The sequence below is a fragment of the Paenibacillus sp. FSL H7-689 genome (assembly GCF_000517905.1).
GTDB lineage: Bacteria > Bacillota > Bacilli > Paenibacillales > Paenibacillaceae > Paenibacillus > Paenibacillus amylolyticus.
Genome location: NZ_ASPU01000054.1, coordinates 36,449 through 52,549 on the forward strand (window position 1 = coordinate 36,449; position 16,101 = coordinate 52,549).

General features: G+C 47.3%; 19 protein-coding genes. 3 read left to right on the forward strand and 16 right to left on the reverse strand.

What is annotated here, in order from left to right; all coding sequences use genetic code 11:
• Window positions 1-35 precede the first annotated feature (35 nt).
• From accC to spoIIIAA, 10 genes are all read right to left on the reverse strand, one after another.
• The gene (accC, locus tag C170_RS22670; RefSeq protein ID WP_036614375.1) at window positions 36-1,379 is read right to left on the reverse strand and encodes an acetyl-CoA carboxylase biotin carboxylase subunit; all 1,344 of its coding nucleotides are present in this window, start codon (window positions 1,377-1,379) and stop codon (window positions 36-38) included.
• Between the two features lie 55 nt (window positions 1,380-1,434).
• Window positions 1,435-1,899, reverse strand: coding sequence for an acetyl-CoA carboxylase biotin carboxyl carrier protein (gene accB / locus C170_RS22675; protein ID WP_036614903.1), 465 nt, complete (start codon window positions 1,897-1,899; stop codon window positions 1,435-1,437).
• Window positions 1,900-2,038: 139 nt separating this feature from the next.
• The gene (locus C170_RS22680; RefSeq protein ID WP_036614378.1) at window positions 2,039-2,869 is read right to left on the reverse strand and encodes a SpoIIIAH-like family protein; all 831 of its coding nucleotides are present in this window, start codon (window positions 2,867-2,869) and stop codon (window positions 2,039-2,041) included.
• 66 nt (window positions 2,870-2,935) lie between these two features.
• A complete protein-coding gene (gene spoIIIAG, locus C170_RS22685; RefSeq protein WP_036614381.1) occupies window positions 2,936-3,574 on the reverse strand; it encodes a stage III sporulation protein AG in 639 nt (212 codons plus the stop codon).
• A gap of 17 nt (window positions 3,575-3,591) precedes the next feature.
• Window positions 3,592-4,422, reverse strand: a complete 831-nt coding sequence (gene spoIIIAF, locus C170_RS22690; protein ID WP_036614384.1) for a stage III sporulation protein AF — start codon at window positions 4,420-4,422, stop codon at window positions 3,592-3,594.
• Between the two features lie 31 nt (window positions 4,423-4,453).
• Window positions 4,454-5,596 carry a stage III sporulation protein AE gene (gene spoIIIAE, locus C170_RS22695; protein WP_397376270.1) on the reverse strand — a complete coding sequence of 381 codons (1,143 nt, stop codon included), beginning with the start codon at window positions 5,594-5,596 and terminating at the stop codon, window positions 4,454-4,456.
• 68 nt (window positions 5,597-5,664) lie between these two features.
• Window positions 5,665-6,054: a stage III sporulation protein AD gene (gene spoIIIAD / locus C170_RS22700; RefSeq protein ID WP_017687586.1), complete on the reverse strand. Its 390-nt coding sequence runs from the start codon at window positions 6,052-6,054 to the stop codon at window positions 5,665-5,667.
• A gap of 31 nt (window positions 6,055-6,085) precedes the next feature.
• Window positions 6,086-6,289, reverse strand: coding sequence for a stage III sporulation protein AC (spoIIIAC, locus tag C170_RS22705; RefSeq protein ID WP_017687585.1), 204 nt, complete (start codon window positions 6,287-6,289; stop codon window positions 6,086-6,088).
• Between the two features lie 29 nt (window positions 6,290-6,318).
• Window positions 6,319-6,837, reverse strand: coding sequence for a stage III sporulation protein SpoIIIAB (spoIIIAB, locus tag C170_RS22710; RefSeq protein WP_036614389.1), 519 nt, complete (start codon window positions 6,835-6,837; stop codon window positions 6,319-6,321).
• The gene (spoIIIAA, locus tag C170_RS22715; RefSeq protein ID WP_036614390.1) at window positions 6,830-7,834 is read right to left on the reverse strand and encodes a stage III sporulation protein AA; all 1,005 of its coding nucleotides are present in this window, start codon (window positions 7,832-7,834) and stop codon (window positions 6,830-6,832) included. The genes spoIIIAB and spoIIIAA overlap by 8 nt, the downstream gene beginning before the upstream one ends.
• 263 nt (window positions 7,835-8,097) lie before the next feature.
• Between spoIIIAA and C170_RS22720 the strand changes: the two genes are divergently transcribed.
• Window positions 8,098-8,847 (forward strand): 2-phosphosulfolactate phosphatase, encoded by a 750-nt coding sequence (locus C170_RS22720; protein WP_051447358.1) that lies wholly within the window; start codon window positions 8,098-8,100, stop codon window positions 8,845-8,847.
• Between the two features lie 86 nt (window positions 8,848-8,933).
• Here the strand turns inward: C170_RS22720 and C170_RS22725 are convergent, their stop codons facing one another.
• The 5 genes from C170_RS22725 to C170_RS22745 all read right to left on the reverse strand — a co-directional run bounded on the left by C170_RS22725 (window position 8,934) and on the right by C170_RS22745 (window position 13,437).
• Complete coding sequence (locus C170_RS22725) at window positions 8,934-10,187, reverse strand: aspartate kinase (protein WP_036614392.1); 1,254 nt, start codon at window positions 10,185-10,187, stop codon at window positions 8,934-8,936.
• A gap of 190 nt (window positions 10,188-10,377) precedes the next feature.
• Window positions 10,378-10,935 carry an elongation factor P gene (gene efp, locus C170_RS22730; RefSeq protein ID WP_036614394.1) on the reverse strand — a complete coding sequence of 186 codons (558 nt, stop codon included), beginning with the start codon at window positions 10,933-10,935 and terminating at the stop codon, window positions 10,378-10,380.
• A gap of 290 nt (window positions 10,936-11,225) precedes the next feature.
• Window positions 11,226-12,299 carry a M24 family metallopeptidase gene (locus C170_RS22735; protein WP_036614396.1) on the reverse strand — a complete coding sequence of 358 codons (1,074 nt, stop codon included), beginning with the start codon at window positions 12,297-12,299 and terminating at the stop codon, window positions 11,226-11,228.
• A gap of 39 nt (window positions 12,300-12,338) precedes the next feature.
• A complete protein-coding gene (gene aroQ, locus C170_RS22740; RefSeq protein ID WP_036614400.1) occupies window positions 12,339-12,782 on the reverse strand; it encodes a type II 3-dehydroquinate dehydratase in 444 nt (147 codons plus the stop codon).
• Between the two features lie 76 nt (window positions 12,783-12,858).
• Window positions 12,859-13,437 carry a YqhR family membrane protein gene (locus tag C170_RS22745; protein ID WP_036614402.1) on the reverse strand — a complete coding sequence of 193 codons (579 nt, stop codon included), beginning with the start codon at window positions 13,435-13,437 and terminating at the stop codon, window positions 12,859-12,861.
• 213 nt (window positions 13,438-13,650) lie between these two features.
• Here C170_RS22745 and C170_RS22750 point away from each other — a divergent pair, with 213 nt between their 5' ends.
• Both C170_RS22750 and C170_RS22755 read left to right on the forward strand, forming a co-directional pair.
• Window positions 13,651-14,643, forward strand: a complete 993-nt coding sequence (locus tag C170_RS22750) for a DUF1385 domain-containing protein (RefSeq protein ID WP_036614405.1) — start codon at window positions 13,651-13,653, stop codon at window positions 14,641-14,643.
• 5 nt (window positions 14,644-14,648) lie between these two features.
• Window positions 14,649-14,981 carry a hypothetical protein gene (locus C170_RS22755; RefSeq protein WP_036614407.1) on the forward strand — a complete coding sequence of 111 codons (333 nt, stop codon included), beginning with the start codon at window positions 14,649-14,651 and terminating at the stop codon, window positions 14,979-14,981.
• Between the two features lie 61 nt (window positions 14,982-15,042).
• Here the strand turns inward: C170_RS22755 and C170_RS22760 are convergent, their stop codons facing one another.
• Window positions 15,043-16,044: a patatin-like phospholipase family protein gene (locus tag C170_RS22760; protein WP_036614410.1), complete on the reverse strand. Its 1,002-nt coding sequence runs from the start codon at window positions 16,042-16,044 to the stop codon at window positions 15,043-15,045.
• Window positions 16,045-16,101 lie beyond the last annotated feature (57 nt).

Here is a 16,101-nt window from a genome sequence, read left to right on the forward strand (position 1 = left end):
GGGCTACATTATGACAAACAAGCCCAATATACCTTTTAAATCTCGTTTTCCTCAAGAAATTTGATATCAAAGTCACCACGAATGAACGTTGGGTGCTCCAGCAATTTCTGATGGAAAGGAATAGTTGTAGATATGCCTTCAATCGCAAATTCCCCAAGCGCACGTTTCATCTTGGCAATCGCCTCTTCACGATTCGCTCCCCACACGATCAATTTTGCGATCATGGAGTCATAGAAAGGTGAAATGGTATAACCCGGATAAGCAGCACTATCTACACGAACGCCAGGTCCTCCCGGTGCAAGGTAGAATCCGATTTTGCCTGGTGAGGGCATAAAGTTACGGTCCGGATCTTCTGCATTGATACGACATTCAATGGACCAGCCATTGATAACCACGTCTTCCTGACGGAATGAGAGTGGGTTCCCTTCAGCTACCGAGATCATCTCACGGATCAGATCCACGCCAGTAACCATCTCAGTCACCGGGTGCTCTACCTGAATACGCGTATTCATCTCCATGAAATAGAACTCGCCATTCGGGCTGAGCAGGAACTCCAATGTACCCGCTCCCGAGTAATCCACAGCAAGGGCAGCCCGTACCGCAGCTTCACCCATCAGTGTGCGCACATCTTCGGAGAGAATCGGACACGGAGCTTCTTCTACCAATTTCTGGCGACGACGCTGAACCGAGCAATCACGCTCTCCCAAATGTGCTGCATTTCCGTGTTTATCAGCAATGATCTGAATTTCCACGTGTTTCATACCTGTCAGGAATTTCTCCAGATATACACCTGCATTGCCAAATGCCTTTTGTGCTTCCTGCTGAGCAGCGGTAATCTGCTTAATCAGCGTTTCTTCATCTTCGGCAATACGAATTCCCTTACCTCCGCCACCAGCAGTAGCTTTGATAATAATAGGATACCCGATATCTCTAGCAATCATGATTGCTTCATCCATATTTTCAACAAGGCCGTCTGATCCAGGAATAACAGGTACTCCTGCATCTTTCATCGTCTGTTTGGCAACAGCCTTGTCACCCATTTTAGTGATGGCTTCAGGAGAAGGTCCAATAAACGTAATATTGCAAGACTCACAAATTTCCGCAAAATCAGCATTCTCCGCCAAAAAACCATATCCAGGGTGGATTGCATCACATTCCGTCAGCGTAGCTACACTCATCAGGTTTGTGAAGTTGAGGTAACTGTCCTTAGACAGTGTCGGTCCGATACAATAAGCCTCATCTGCAAGACGAACATGCAGAGAATCCTTGTCCGCTTCCGAGTAGACGGCTACCGTTGAGATACCGATTTCACGGCAGGCACGAATAATACGTACCGCAATCTCTCCACGGTTCGCAATCAGTATTTTTTGAAATTTCATTTCGTTTTGTCCTCCTTCGAAGCTCATGCGGTTAGCTGTTAACCAGCTATAACGGTTATTCCGGTTTCACCAGGAAAAGGGGCTGCCCATACTCGACCAGCTGTCCGTTCTCAACCAGCACTTCAACGATTTCTCCCTTGATGTCCGCATCAAGCTCGTTCATCAGCTTCATAGCTTCGATGATACATACCGTTGTTTTCTCAACAACTTTATCACCAGCGCTCACAAAAGGACCCGCTTCCGGCGAGGAAGCTCTGTAAAAAGTACCTACCATCGGAGATACAATTTTATGTAAATGACTTGTAGTATCGACCTGCGGTGCAGCTTCACTTACCACTGCTGCCGGCTGTACTTGCGGAGCAGCAATCATTTGCGGTTGCACAGCAGCTGCTTGAACATACTCCGTTTTGCCCGGTTTGCGGATTGATAACCGTGATCCTTCATTTTCAATTTCCAACTCTTGAACGGAACTTTCATCTACCAGTTTAATCAGTTCTTTGATTTCACTCAATTTAAACATTTCCATTATTCACTCCTTCGGCATCATGCCAGTCTCACTAGGACGGTCATATGGCTTTATGTATTATATCATAATCATTAAAAATGGAAAGAGCCCGAGAGTACAACCAGCTCCCGGGACTGCATTTCCATGATTTGGATTACTGTTCTGTGACGTATTGCACGCTGATTTTGTTCTGTGAAACCGCCAATTCTTTCATGACCAGATCCACAATGGATACCGCCTGTTTTACATCCAGTTTGTCACTGAGGACCACAACTTTATACTTGTCGGAATCTTCTTGAACGATCGCATTAGCGTACTGTTGAGAGAGCGTCTCCTCAATGCCAGTGATTTTAGCTTCTTTTTCTTCCAGTGTACGGAGTTGCTCGGTTGCTTTGGCATTCTCCTCTGGCGTTTTGCTCAGATCACCTGCCACGGTCATCAGTTCCTCATACTTACGATTGTTGCTTTCCTCACGTTGCCACTGGTAGTTCTGGAACTGGCTGCTCGCAGATGCTGTCGTATTCTGCTCTTCCATTTCCTTGAGGACTTCCTCATCTGTCTTGGTTGCAGTGCTGCCTGCCTGACCGTCTGTCTCCGGTGTAGTTGTTGCCCCTTTGTCGGTCTCTTTGTTGGTTTCCTTGCCTGCCTCGCCCTTATTCTCGCCTGGTTCGACAGCAGGTGTTTTCTCTGTATTTCCAGCTTCTTTACCTTCCGTAGCCGCTGGTTCTTCCACAGCGCCAGCCGCGCTTGGATCACTTTCAACTTCGCCGCTATTCACCACTTCATTCACAACCAAACCTTCTGTAGGATCAAGAATGCCTGCCGTCTCCTTTGCTTCCCCCTGCTTGATTCCATCCACTTGTTGACTGTCAGCCACCGGCGCGTTAACTGGACCGGAATCCTCAGTGAACAGATAATACGCGGACAAAATGACCATCAGACTCAGCATGGAAACGAGCCATACCGTTTGACGTTTGTTATTCATTAGAACTTCCTCCTCAAATTGGCTTCAATCTTATGAGAATTGAATCTTGTGATTCAACACATCAGATTAGTCTTGTTTGCGCGGTACAACCGAGATCCGGTAGGCTGCCACATTCAGTCCTTTTTCCACAGCATCGGTTATCAGGTCCTTCACAACCTTGTTCTCTGCACCCCTCGCAACCACAAGCACCCCACGGATCTGCGGTTTGAGCTTTTTGGTCACTATAGGTGTCTGATCCCCTGCTATTTCGTAAGTAATAATCTCGCCATCACGGGTATATTGCGTCATATGCCGTTTGCCCCCGCTAGCATCGGTTTCTTCGGTAAGTTGCTGAGAATCCTTCACGTTCCGCTGAACGACCAATTCTTCTGTGGAATCCACGGTAACCATCACATCAACCGTTCCCACACCAACAATGTTTTCCAGCACACCTTTGATTTTGTCTTCAAATGCAATTTCGATCGCCTGAAAAGGATTCTGTTCCGACGGATCACTCTGTATGGATGCCATGGATGTTGCCGGGTCCGGTGGTTCCCGACCGATATTTTCGGAATCAATTTTTTTGACATTGACGAAGGAATTGAACAGCATGATTCCCACCCCGATCAAACCCAGGATAATCAGCCAGCGGAAGGTTTGACTTCGCCTTGCCCCACCCTCTCCGCCACCCATCCAGGTTTCCATCTTTTTGAACCATTGTTTCATTTCGGACACCCTCCTTCTCAGAGCACTCCAGCACTTTTTGGTTCTGTCACTTGAACGTTGTTTGCATCAACATCCCACTTTTCAGTCAACAATGTAATAATCTGCACCGCATGTTCGGACCTTGTGGATGTCTCAACTTGCTGCTTCGTCTCATCTGCTTGATCACGTATAACAGGCTCGGAAGACGCTTCATTTCCATCACGTTGCCCTTTACTCACATCAATCTGAACATCAGGCACTTCAATCTGACCGATCTGGATGGGCTGCTGTATTTGATGTGATTTATCCTTCTCGACTTCTGTGTCTGTTCCAAATATGGGTTGTGTGTTAGCAGCGACTTCTTGCTGCCCTGCCTTCACTTCTCCTTCTGCACTCTCTCCGGCCATCTCGACCAACACACGCTGGATCACAGGCAGTTCGACTGATGAGGCAGCTTCCATCTCGGTTTCATATTTACTCATGGTCAGCTGTACCTCTACGGACCGCACCTTGGCTCCTGTTGTTTCTTCAATCTGACCTTTCATGACATTAGCCAGTTCTTTGGCTGTCCATTGTAAGGATTGTTCCTGTTCATTGGATTGCAGCCGTTTGCCCTGAGCTAATATCTGTTCGAGTGTCGCTTTCCCATTCGATGGAGCATCCATTGCAGACATTGCCCGTTTCAGTTCGCCAACCGGATCACTTTTAAGCAGCTTGGTTATGGGTGATAAAAGGGTCAGCAGGATGAGAAGGCTCAGCACAAGCTTGACATAACGTTCCATGGATCGATTGGGCAACAACATATCCACAAAAGTCGCCAGCAGAACGATCATAATCAATTCCTGGAGCCAGTTGCTCAGCCACCCCATCCTTTCCACCCCCTTTCTTGCCAACATACATTCAGCGCATCATGACAGTCAGATTGCCCGCGGTCAGCAGGATGGTAATGGCCAGGAAAAACATCAGTCCGACGGCTGCGAGCGCCGCAAATACGTAGATCATGCTCTTGCCGATGGCCTGGAGGCATCCTACAATCGGGGTGTCTCCTAGTGGTTGCATGATGGCACCAGTTACGTTGTATATCAAGGCAAGAGCCAGGATCTTGAGTGCCGGAAAGGCACATAGAAACAAAATGATGATCACTCCGGTGAGTCCAATTGCATTTTTGACAAGTAAAGAAGCTGTAATTACCGTATCCGTCGCATCCGCAAATGTTCTGCCCACGACAGGGACAAAGTTGCCTGCGATGTATTTGGCGGCCTTCAGGCTAACTCCATCCGCTACGGAGCCCGATGCTCCCTGCACCGAGATTACACCCAAAAACATCGTCAGCAGGATACCCAGCAGTGCTACACTAATATTGCGCAGGAGGTCTGCCAGCTGTGTCAGCTTGTACTTGTCAGACAATGAACTGACGAGATGCAGAACAGCTGAGAAGAAGAGTAACGGGAATACCAGCAAGTGAATCAACGTACTCACCAGATGAATCATGAAAATGATGAGTGGATGTGTCACCGAGACGGTGATGACATTACCCATGGACGCAAGCAGTGTGAATAACAAGGGAACCATGGCCATCATGAAGTTGATCATGCCGGTTATGGCATCCTTGGCGTATCCAATCGCTACACTGAAGCTGTTGATCGCAATGATGATGATGACCATATAACAGATGGAATAGGCGATTTTGCTAATATTATTTTTCTCAAATGCGGTCTGAAGTGTCTCCAGAATCATGCTGAGTACACTTAACATCACAATCGTGACCAGAAGTTTGCCATTATATAAAATTTCATGCAGCATGAAGGTTCCGATCGCTACAAACACCGATTTCAGGCTGAACCCTTCATTGCCGGGGATTAACATATCCATGAAGGAAGGGGTCTTCCCATCCGGGAAGAAACCACCGTATTGTTGCATCAGTTGATCCCAGTATTTCTCCACCTGATCCTTGGGAAGCTGATCGGCCTGCTGCTCCATCCACTCACCGGAAGGCGAGGTTGCAGTAACCTGTCCCAGGATACCAAACAGAAAACAGAGCATCAGCACAACCGTAAGGCGCCACTGCGGCTTATGATGCATTGATTTCATATGAAGTCCGCACGCCCTTTCTACACCGGCATCAGCTTCATGACGGTTTCGATAATAATGCTGATGATCGGTATAGCAAGTACAAGGATCAGTACCTTACCAGCCAATTCGATCTTGGACGCAATGCTTTCCTGGCCTGCATCCCTGACAATCTGTGCGCCAAATTCAGCGATGTACGCTATGCCAATAATTTTCAGCACCGTTTTCAGATAAATACTTTCCATGCCTGAATTCTCGGCAAGCCGCTTCAACACTTCGATGACTGCTCCAATTTTGCCAATCAACAACATGAAGATGACAATGCCGGTCGCGGCAGCAATCAGAAAGGCAAACATCGGTTTCTGTTCCTTAATGACCAGAATAAGCACTGTTGCAATGAGCGCCAAACCTACAACTTGGATAATTTCCACAGGTCACCACCATCCGGCTTCATGACCGTTTTCATTGAAAAAGAAATATCGATTTGATCTCTTGTAGCAGGCTGTCCAGCATACGGACCACCATGAACAATACAACGACAAATCCGATTACGGTCACCCAGTGAGCCATATCTTCCTTTCCCATTTGTTTCAGTACCGTGTGAATCATGGCGATGATGATTCCGATACCCGCAATTTGAAAGATTGCGTTCACTTCTAGATTCATGACCTTGGCACCTCACTATCCCGGCTATTTCAGAAGATCAGAATGACGATTAACGCTCCGACAAGCATCCCGAGGCTTCGGCTCATTCGTTCATATTTCATTTGATCGGCCTGGGCGCGGGATTCCTCATGCATTAGTTGTTGAATGGCTAACGATATATGTTTGGTCTGATCCTGACGGTCACTTGTGCCAAGGCTGAAGCTTAATTGCAGCATCACTTCCTTCTCGTCAGCCTTCATGGCCGATCTTCCCCACGCCAGATCCACGCCTGACTGCAGACTTTCCCGGGCAGTGAGTCCATGAGGAGGTTCCATTTGTGTAGCTGCATGAAGAAACAACGTCTTTACAGGTTCTTTGGTCTGTGCTCCCATCTTGCCCATGGCATCGGGAAGTGGAGTGAGCCCATAGTTAATCTCCGTCATTAGTCGCTGGAGGGCTGCAATGAGTTCTCGCAACTGTCTCGGTCTTAATGCATACTGTCTGGCCTTGTAAAATCCGGCGAGGGTGCTGGCTAACAGAATAATTACCGCACCAAACATGTTAACCAAAGGCTTCACCTCCTGCCCCGGTCAGCTGCAACCCACGCATTTTGCCATCAGCCAGCCGAAAGGTCATGCCCCGGCTCGTCCGTTGCAGCTGGACATAACGTTGAAACATCTGCTCCGTAATTAAGGTTCTGAGGGCGGGTCTGGCCGACAGCTCCGATAGGTCACGGCCATGCGCAGTCGCAATCACTGAGACTCCTGCATGCAGGGCTTCCATCACCGCCTCGGCATCCTCCGGACGACCGATCTCGTCCACAATCAGGACATCGGGCGACATGGAGCGAAGCATCATCATCATGCCCTCAGCCTTCGGACAACCGTCCATCACATCTGTTCGGGGTCCTACGTCGAAGCCAGGTACTCCTTTGTAGCTACCAGCGATTTCGGACCTTTCATCCACAATGCCCACTTTCAGACGCGGACGTATTCCCTGAACCAGTTCAGTTCCCCCTGTAAGCTTTGTACCACTGCTAATTTGTCTCGCCAGATCTCGCAGCAACGTCGTTTTCCCTTGTTGTGGTGGTGATAGGATCAACGTGTGCAGGACCTGTCCGCTCTTCATATCGAGAAGATAAGGAAGAATACGATCAGCCACTCCATGTACCTCACGGGCTACCCGAACGTTAAACCCGTTGATGTCACGCAGGTATTCGACACGCCCACCGCTTAGTACCGTTCGTCCAGCAAGCCCGATTCGATGTCCCCCAGGTATGGTGATGAACCCTTTGCGCAGTTCCTCTTCCAATGTATAAAGTGAATGGTTACTGATCAGGTCCAGCAACCTGTGCGTCACTTCTTTCTGAGGAACATACGCTTCTTCAGGATTCCCGGTCGGACAACCTTGAGGTGTCAGGAAGTGGTATGTGTTGCCTGCATTAATCTCCAGGGGTCTGCCTTCTCGAATACGTACTTCCTCCACTTGTTCCAATAGAGCGGGTGGCATTCTTCCGAGAATGGTTCGGATCGGTTCCGGAAAAAGTTCCCTCCAGTTCACCTTCATGAGTAGGCTCCTCCAACCTTGAGATCATTTGGTTCACACTTCTGGCGCTTGTTCATATCTCAAGTTTATGCCTGTACATTTAATTTATGACGCTGAAATCTATCAATTCTTCAGAATACGGTTGAGAGTTGAAACCATAGATGCACCTTCTGTTCTAGGCACCCGTCTAGATGTGCTTGCATATAGTAATTGCAGATAGGTAAGTTCCATTCCGGTTCAAAACAGAACTACCGATCCCCAGATACAGAAAGGAGTTGTGGGGAGTGCGAGTTGATGTCGTTGGCAATGTGAATGAAGTACGTACCATTGATATTGCAGGGCGAAGTGCAGTTGTCATTGATGTATTATGTACGACCAGTACGATTGTTACGGCTCTGGCGTATGACGCTTCGGCTGTGATTGCCGTAGAGACCGTTCCACAAGCCAAACAAATGGAAGTGAAAGATTGCATTCGAGGCGGGGAGCGTTTTGACAAAAAAATCACCGGATTCGAAGTGGGGAATTCCCCCTATGAATATATGACTGCAGGCATTGCAGATAAAACAATCATTCTAACCACAACCGATGGAACCCGAGCTTTGATCAAGGCTTCCAAGGGGAAACATGTATTTGCTGGTTCATTTCTCAATGTGCAGGCTGTTGCAGCAGCTCTATGTGAACTTCAACGAGATGTATTGCTGTTATGTGCGGGGAACCAGGATGAATTTGCTCTGGAGGACGGCTTGTGTGCTGGATGTATCATCGATGAACTGCACCGTCAATCCTGTTCTCCCCTCCAGCTTAACGATCTCGGCATAGTACTTCATCAGGCGGTATCCCAATGTAAGGAGAGCATCCCGGAGTTGGTGCAGGGGTCTGTTAGCGGGCGGAGGCTTGAAAAGTTAGGCAGAGTTCATGATATTTCGTATTGTTCTCAATTAAACCTGCTGGATTGTGTTCCCGAGATGGGGGAGGGGAACCGCATGCAGCCTTATAGAGGCATACGCGGGGGAAAGATGTTCAAGTTGATGTGAGAATTGCCATGAGAAAAACAAAAAAAGGTGTACTGCTGCCCGTTGGCAACAGTACACCTTTGCTAATTTACATACATTGAAGATACTTATCTGCGATCTTGAGGTCCACCGATAACGGCTTGCTCGGCAGTGTCGAGATCATATGCTGTATGCAATGCCTTAATGACGTCATGCAGCTTATCTCCGTCAATAACACAAGATACTTTGATCTCGGAAGTGCTCACCATCTTGATACTCACGCCTTCAGCGGAAATGACTTTGAACATCTTCGCAGCTACACCAGGATGACTGACCATGCCTGCGCCAACAATGGAGATTTTAACGAGGTTCTCCTCAGATGTAACTTCACGGTAAGGCAAGCGGCTGTGAAGGCCTTCAATGACACGTAATGCGTTCTCACGATCAGACAGCGCCACAGAGAACGAGAAGTCCGCTTTGCCATCCATCACTCCGCTCTGAACGATAATGTCCACATCCAGCTGATTGGATGCAAGCGCACCAAATACTTCGGCCAGAACTCCTGGTACATCCGGCACACCCAGAATACTGATGCGAGCCACGTTTTTGTCATAGGCAATACCACTAACCACTACGCCTTGTTCCATTGCTGCTTCCTCCTTCACAACCGTTCCTTCATTATGGTTAAAGCTGGATCTTACGATTAAAGGTACACCGGAATGCTTCGCGTACTCTACTGCACGCGGATGCAACACCGCTGCTCCCAAATTAGCAAGTTCTAGCATTTCGTCATACGATATTTCCTTCAGCTTGCGCGCAACCTTAACGATCCGCGGGTCCGTAGAATAGATTCCGTCTACATCCGTATAGATCTCACACGCATCAGCCTTAATCGCTGCCGCCAGCGCTACAGCTGTTGTATCCGAACCACCACGACCGAGCGTTGTGATCTCGCCGTCTTCCGTCATGCCCTGGAAGCCTGCAACAATAACAATGTTGCCCTCGGCAAGTGCTGCATTCACACGGTCAGGTTGAATATCATGAATACGTGCTTTTCCGTGAACCGGCTCTGTGCGGAATCCCGCTTGCCAGCCCGTAAACGATACTGCCTTACGTCCAAGCGCTTGAATAGCCATCGATAACAAAGAGATCGAAATCTGTTCTCCTGTCGTTAAGAGCATATCCATCTCACGAGCAGGCAGTTCACTATTCAGTTGTTTTGCCTGATCAATCAAATCATCTGTTGTATCCCCCATGGCCGAAACCACAACTACACACCGATGTCCTTCATCAGCTTTTTCTACAACACGTCCGGCCACACGCTTCATGCGTTCTGTATCTCCGACCGAGCTACCCCCAAATTTCATGACGTACAATGACAACGCAAATCCACTCCCTACCTTGTGCAGTATGCATAATTAATGTCCATCGTCATTATTCTCTACGAGAAATGACTTTAACCCAGTATATTACGAAAGCGCCTGATAGGCTAATCTTTTTTCGAAAAAACCCTCTGCCAAAGGAATGGCAAAGGGTTGTTAATAACCTTTTTTAGCTTACAAGCTGTGAAAGTTACGCACGGGAAGAGTATTTACCTTCACGTGTGTCAATCAGGAGAACGTCACCTTCGTTAATGAACAAAGGAACCTGTACGTTCAAGCCTGTTTCCACTTTTGCATTTTTGGTAGCGCCTTGTGCAGTGTTACCTTTAACACTTGGCTCAGTCTCGATGACTTTCAACTCAACGCTTGTTGGCAAGTCAATTCCGAGAATTTCACCTTGGTAGCTAACAATCTTAACGACCATGTTTTCTTTCAGGAAGTTCAATTCCCATTCCAGTTGTTCACTAGTCAATGTGAACTGATCATATGTTTCGTTATCCATGAACGTGTGCTCTGTACCGCTTGCATACAGGTAGGATACGCCACGGTTTTCAATAATGGCACGACCAATCGTTTCGCCTGCACGGAATGTTTTTTCAACAGTGTTACCGTTACGCAGGTTTTTCAATTTGGAACGTACAAAGGCAGCGCCTTTACCTGGTTTAACGTGTTGGAAATCAAGTACGGTATAGATATCGTTATCTACTTGCACGGTCAAGCCTGTTTTAAAATCGTTTACTGAAATCACAAAAAATCCCTCCTGATATGGTTAAAAAGTAGGTGATATAAGACGATGGGTTAATGTTATATGTAAAATGAGCCCAAGAATGGCCACCTCGTTCACTTCGATTGCAGTACCATCCTCTGATCGCTGTTATCCCCAGATTTTTTTGATCCCATTATCAATGGGAAAATCCGGTGATAAAGGCGAACGCTTCGCTTCTTCAGATTGGTTCTGCACTCTCTGTTATGGTGAAATTTCTTATTTTCAATTTAAATAACACATTAAAAATCGTCTTATATCCCTGTGGCTGTAATTTAGCCGATTACGGTGAACTTCTTGTCCGACTTCGTGAGAATATGAATACCCGTCTCGGTAATCACTACGTCATCCTCGATACGCACGCCGCCAAGCCCGTCAATATATATACCCGGTTCAACGGTAACGACCATACCCGGTTTCAATACATCGTCGCTAAGCTTGGACAAGCGAGGAGCTTCGTGAACTTCCATACCCAGACCGTGGCCTGTGCTGTGTCCGAATTGATCTCCATATCCGTGACCTGCAATGATATCACGAGCCAATGCATCTGCTTCCCGTCCGGTCATGCCCGGTTTCAGGTTCTCCAGCGTATGTAACTGAGCTTCCAGTACAATGTCATAAATTTTGCGCAGTTCAGGTACAGGTGTACCTGTTGCAATGGTACGTGTCAGATCTGAACAGTATCCGTCCAAAAGTGCACCAAAGTCAAATGTAATTAACTCATTCTGTCCGATGACCTTGCTGCTCGCTACACCGTGAGGCATAGCAGAACGTTCACCCGATGCTACAATGGTGTCAAACGAAGAGGACGTTGCTCCATGCTTGCGCATGAAAAACTCCATCTCCAGATCCACTTCACGCTCCGTCATACCTGGTTTTGCAAACTGCAAAACGTGGCTGAACGTGGCATCCGCCAGATCTGCTGCTCTCTGCATAACCGCGATCTCATCTTCATCCTTGAACATACGAAGTTGTTCCACGATCCCGGATACAGCTTTCAGTTCGATAGATTGAAGTGCTTCAGCATAAGCGGAATGCGTGCCAAATGTGACACTATCCTGCTCGAAGCCCACTTCTTTGATATTTGCGGATGCCAGTAGTTCACGCACTGTATCCATCGGCTTGGCTCCATGCTCCACAACGGTGAATCCTTTGGCTTGTTGAGGCGCTTGTGACATATAACGGAAATCAGTCAGCAGATATGCATCCTGTTCCGTAATTAGCACATATCCCGCCGAGCCTGTAAAACCCGTCATATAACGACGGTTAATCGGGTTTGTAATCAGCATTGCAGTGAGTTCATGCTCACGCATGGCTTCACGCAACTTATTTACTCGTTTGTTTTCCATCGGTAACCCTTCTTTCTCTCACATTCCCGGGTTCCCGGCTCAGGTTTGTTTGTCCAGATGACGCACAAGAGCCAGCAATCCCAGTTCATAGCTTACTTCGCCAAATCCGGCAATCTGCCCGATTGTTTCCGCTGCAATCACTGAATGATGTCTGAACGCTTCGCGTGCATGAATGTTGGATAGATGTACTTCCACTGTAGGGACTTTTACAGCATTGATTGCATCACGTATAGCATAGCTATAATGGGTAAATGCTCCGGCATTCAGTATTATTCCGTCTGCCTCACCCATCGCTGCATGAATGCGGTCAATGATGTCCCCTTCATGGTTCGATTGATAAAAAGCGATGGAGACGCCAATTTCATCAGCCTGTCTGCGAATTTTGTCCTCAATATCCTTCAGACTAAGCGTTCCATAGATGCCCGGTTCGCGTACACCAAGCATGTTCAGGTTCGGACCATTGATCACAATAATTCGTTTCATCGCTGCTCCACCCTCTCTGCAAATAACCATCTGCTATTTTAACACAGCCATTGCCGGATTGAGAAGCTTTTTTGCGCTATGCCCCCGCTTGCTCCGGCTCGCGTTTGCGTTCGTCCGTGTACTCCATGGCTACCGTGTAACCAATGAACAGCCCCCATAACAAAAAGAAACAGAGTTCCGTGATGATTGAATCCCACGTTAAACCGTTCAAAGGTTTCATCATCCCCAGTTTTGGTCCGACCAGTATAAAGAGAATCAGCCACCAGACGATTCCATATACCATGCCGGGTAACGGTCCTTTCAGTTTTCTAATCGTGAACGTGTAGAGTAAGGATGCCAAGATGGAAAAGACGATAAAAAACAGCCAGCCTGTCAAATGTCCTGCTGCGGTATATATATATTCATGTTTGAAAAAAGGCTCGGCCAGAAATCCGACAGGTACAATCGTAAAATGCAACAGATAGAATAGCCAATGTAGCCCACCCCAGATAAAACCGGCAAAGAAGCCAAGCTCTAATGCAAAGGAAAATGGCTTCGTATAGTAGTGTGCTTGACCTTGCCTCTGGGTAGGGCGCCTGCCCTTGTCTTTTGGCTGCCGTTCTTTCTTACGTTGACCTTCATCTTGTGATGTATCTTCATGCTTACGTTCTGTCATCGATATTCTCCTTCATTCAGTTGATAATCCCGCATTATGCCTCGAATTTCCGCTCCGATTCTACGAGGTAGTATGTTCAAAACAGGACAATCTTAACAACATCCTTCAAGGTTTGACTCACAAACTAGAAATTGGTCTCAAAATTCGATACAATAGGGTTATTAAACTGCCTTTGATCGCGAAGGCCTAGAACAGAATAGGAAGGTGAATAATTTGCCTCAACAATCCAAGCCTGTCAGCTATGGGGGGCAAGCTGTCATTGAAGGCGTAATGTTCGGTGGGAAACATGTCAACGTTACAGCTGTTCGTAGAAAAGACGGCGAAATTACGTATCTGGAAGTTCCCAAGCAAGACAAGTCCTGGGTCACGAAATTGCGGCGGATTCCTTTATTACGCGGAATTGTCAGCATTATAGATTCAAGTGTCAAAGGTAGCAGACATCTCAATTATTCTGCTGACGCCTATGCTGATGATGAACTGGAACCGGAAGAGAAAGCCAATCAAAAAGAGAAAGAAGGTTCGGGCTGGAGCCTTAGCATGATCATTGGTGTGACCGCCGTTGCCATCCTTTCATTCCTTTTTGGTAAAGTTGTGCTCACATTGCTTCCTGTTGTTATCGAGAATTTTCTATTCAAAAATGCATTCGACAATCAGTTTTTGCATAATTTACTGGAAGGCGGCATTAAGCTGATCCTGTTACTCGCTTATCTGTGGTTAATCTCACAGACGCCGATGATTAAACGTCTCTTCCAGTATCATGGAGCGGAACACAAAGTAATCAGCGCACATGAAGCTGGTGAAGAACTGACACCGGAGAACGTGCAAAAGTACAGCCGACTGCACTACCGCTGCGGAAGCAGTTTCATTATGTTGACTGTCATTATTGGAGTGTTTCTATACTCCCTCTTCACGTACGATAACCTCTGGGAACGGATGGGTCAGCGTCTGTTGTTATTGCCAGTTGTGCTAGGCATTTCTTTTGAACTGTTAAAGCTCACGAATTCAGTACGTGATATTCCTGTACTGCGTTATCTCGGATACCCGGGATTGTGGCTGCAATTGCTGACAACAAAAGAGCCGACCAACGAACAGGTAGAAGTATCCATTGCTTCGTTTAACCGCATGCGTGAGTTGGATGCCAAGCTTGCCAATGTCTCTGCTACGTCAGAAGTACCTGTTGCAACACTCGATCCTGTGAAAGGGTGAATGATATGAACAAGCAGGCAATCTTATTTTGGACGTTCATCGCACTAGCTGCTGTTGGAGTCTTGACTTGGCTGGGGAACGCTAGTCCATCCAGGATCATTATTCCTCTGGTCGTGTTCGGAGCCGTATTCCTGCTGTACAAATATCCGCCTCGTCGCTGGGCAAGCAAAACCAAATCACCAAAGATTAAGCCATCGGCACGAACCATGGCAAAAGTCAATGCACAGTCCAGTGCCAGAAAGAGCAGCGGCTCTTCAAAGAAACGCAAGGATTATCCTTTCCAAGTGATTCAGGGACAAAAAGGGAAAAGCGATGAAGATATACCGAAATTTCACTAAAAGGTACTGAACAACCAAAAAAGCAATTCTCCCAACATGCGGAGAATTGCTTTTTTCACGTTTATACAGGAATCAGAGGTGGAGCTTCTGCCTGTTTCTTGCGCAATTCTTTTCTTTGTTTGTCCAGCTGTTCATCATACATTTTCATATTCCACCCATTGAAAAACTCGTTCCCTGCGGTTGCGCCTGATCGATATAAGGCTGTGCTATCCTGTAACGATAAATGAAATTGCGTCGGTTTAATGCCAAGCGTTGGTATCTTCACTGTGCGAAACCGGTTAATCTGTTCGATGTAGCGTTCATCATGTGCTGTGAGCATCGTCTCTACAAGGGCCTGAAGCATGCTTAGCGGTCCTTTAATCCGGGCAGGTTCCACTTCCGTCTTCCCCACCATTTTGAATCCGACAACCGGAATGACGTCTCCTCCTCGTTCGGAACGATCACCATCGAAGAGCCACAACGGAAAATTGCTAAGCAATCCACCATCCACGACATACACAAACTGATCTTGAAAAGGAAGTCCTTTGGAGAATACTGGTGATTTGCGTATGACTACCGGATCGAAAAAATACGGGATACTGCAACTCATACGAACCGCCTTTGCAACATCCAGCTTCGCAGGGTCAATGCCGAACCGCCGAATATCGTCTGGCAACACCAGAATGGTCCCATTGGATATATCGGATGCGGTAATAAGCAACTTACCTTGTGGCAAGTCAGCGAATGTGCGAATCCCTTTCTGCTCCAACATCTTGCGAATCCATGATTCCAGCGCTTCTCCCGAATATAGTCCTTTCTTCAAGAACAGCCTTGCCGCGGGTCCGATCCATCGGGTATTAAATATGGGGGAACGACGCAGCAATGAAACAAAGGGGGTATTCTCAATAATGACTTTCATCTCTTCGGCCCTGTAACCGGCCGCTAGCAGAGCAGCTACAATGGAACCGGATGATGTGCCTGCCACTCGATTAAACTGAATGCCGCAGTCTTGAGCACCCTGCACAGCACCTGCAAGCGAGATCCCTTTGACGCCTCCACCTTCAAACACCGCGTTAATTAACATAACAAAAAACCCCCGTTCTCCAGGCAGCCACGTTTCTACTGCCACTCTATGAGAACA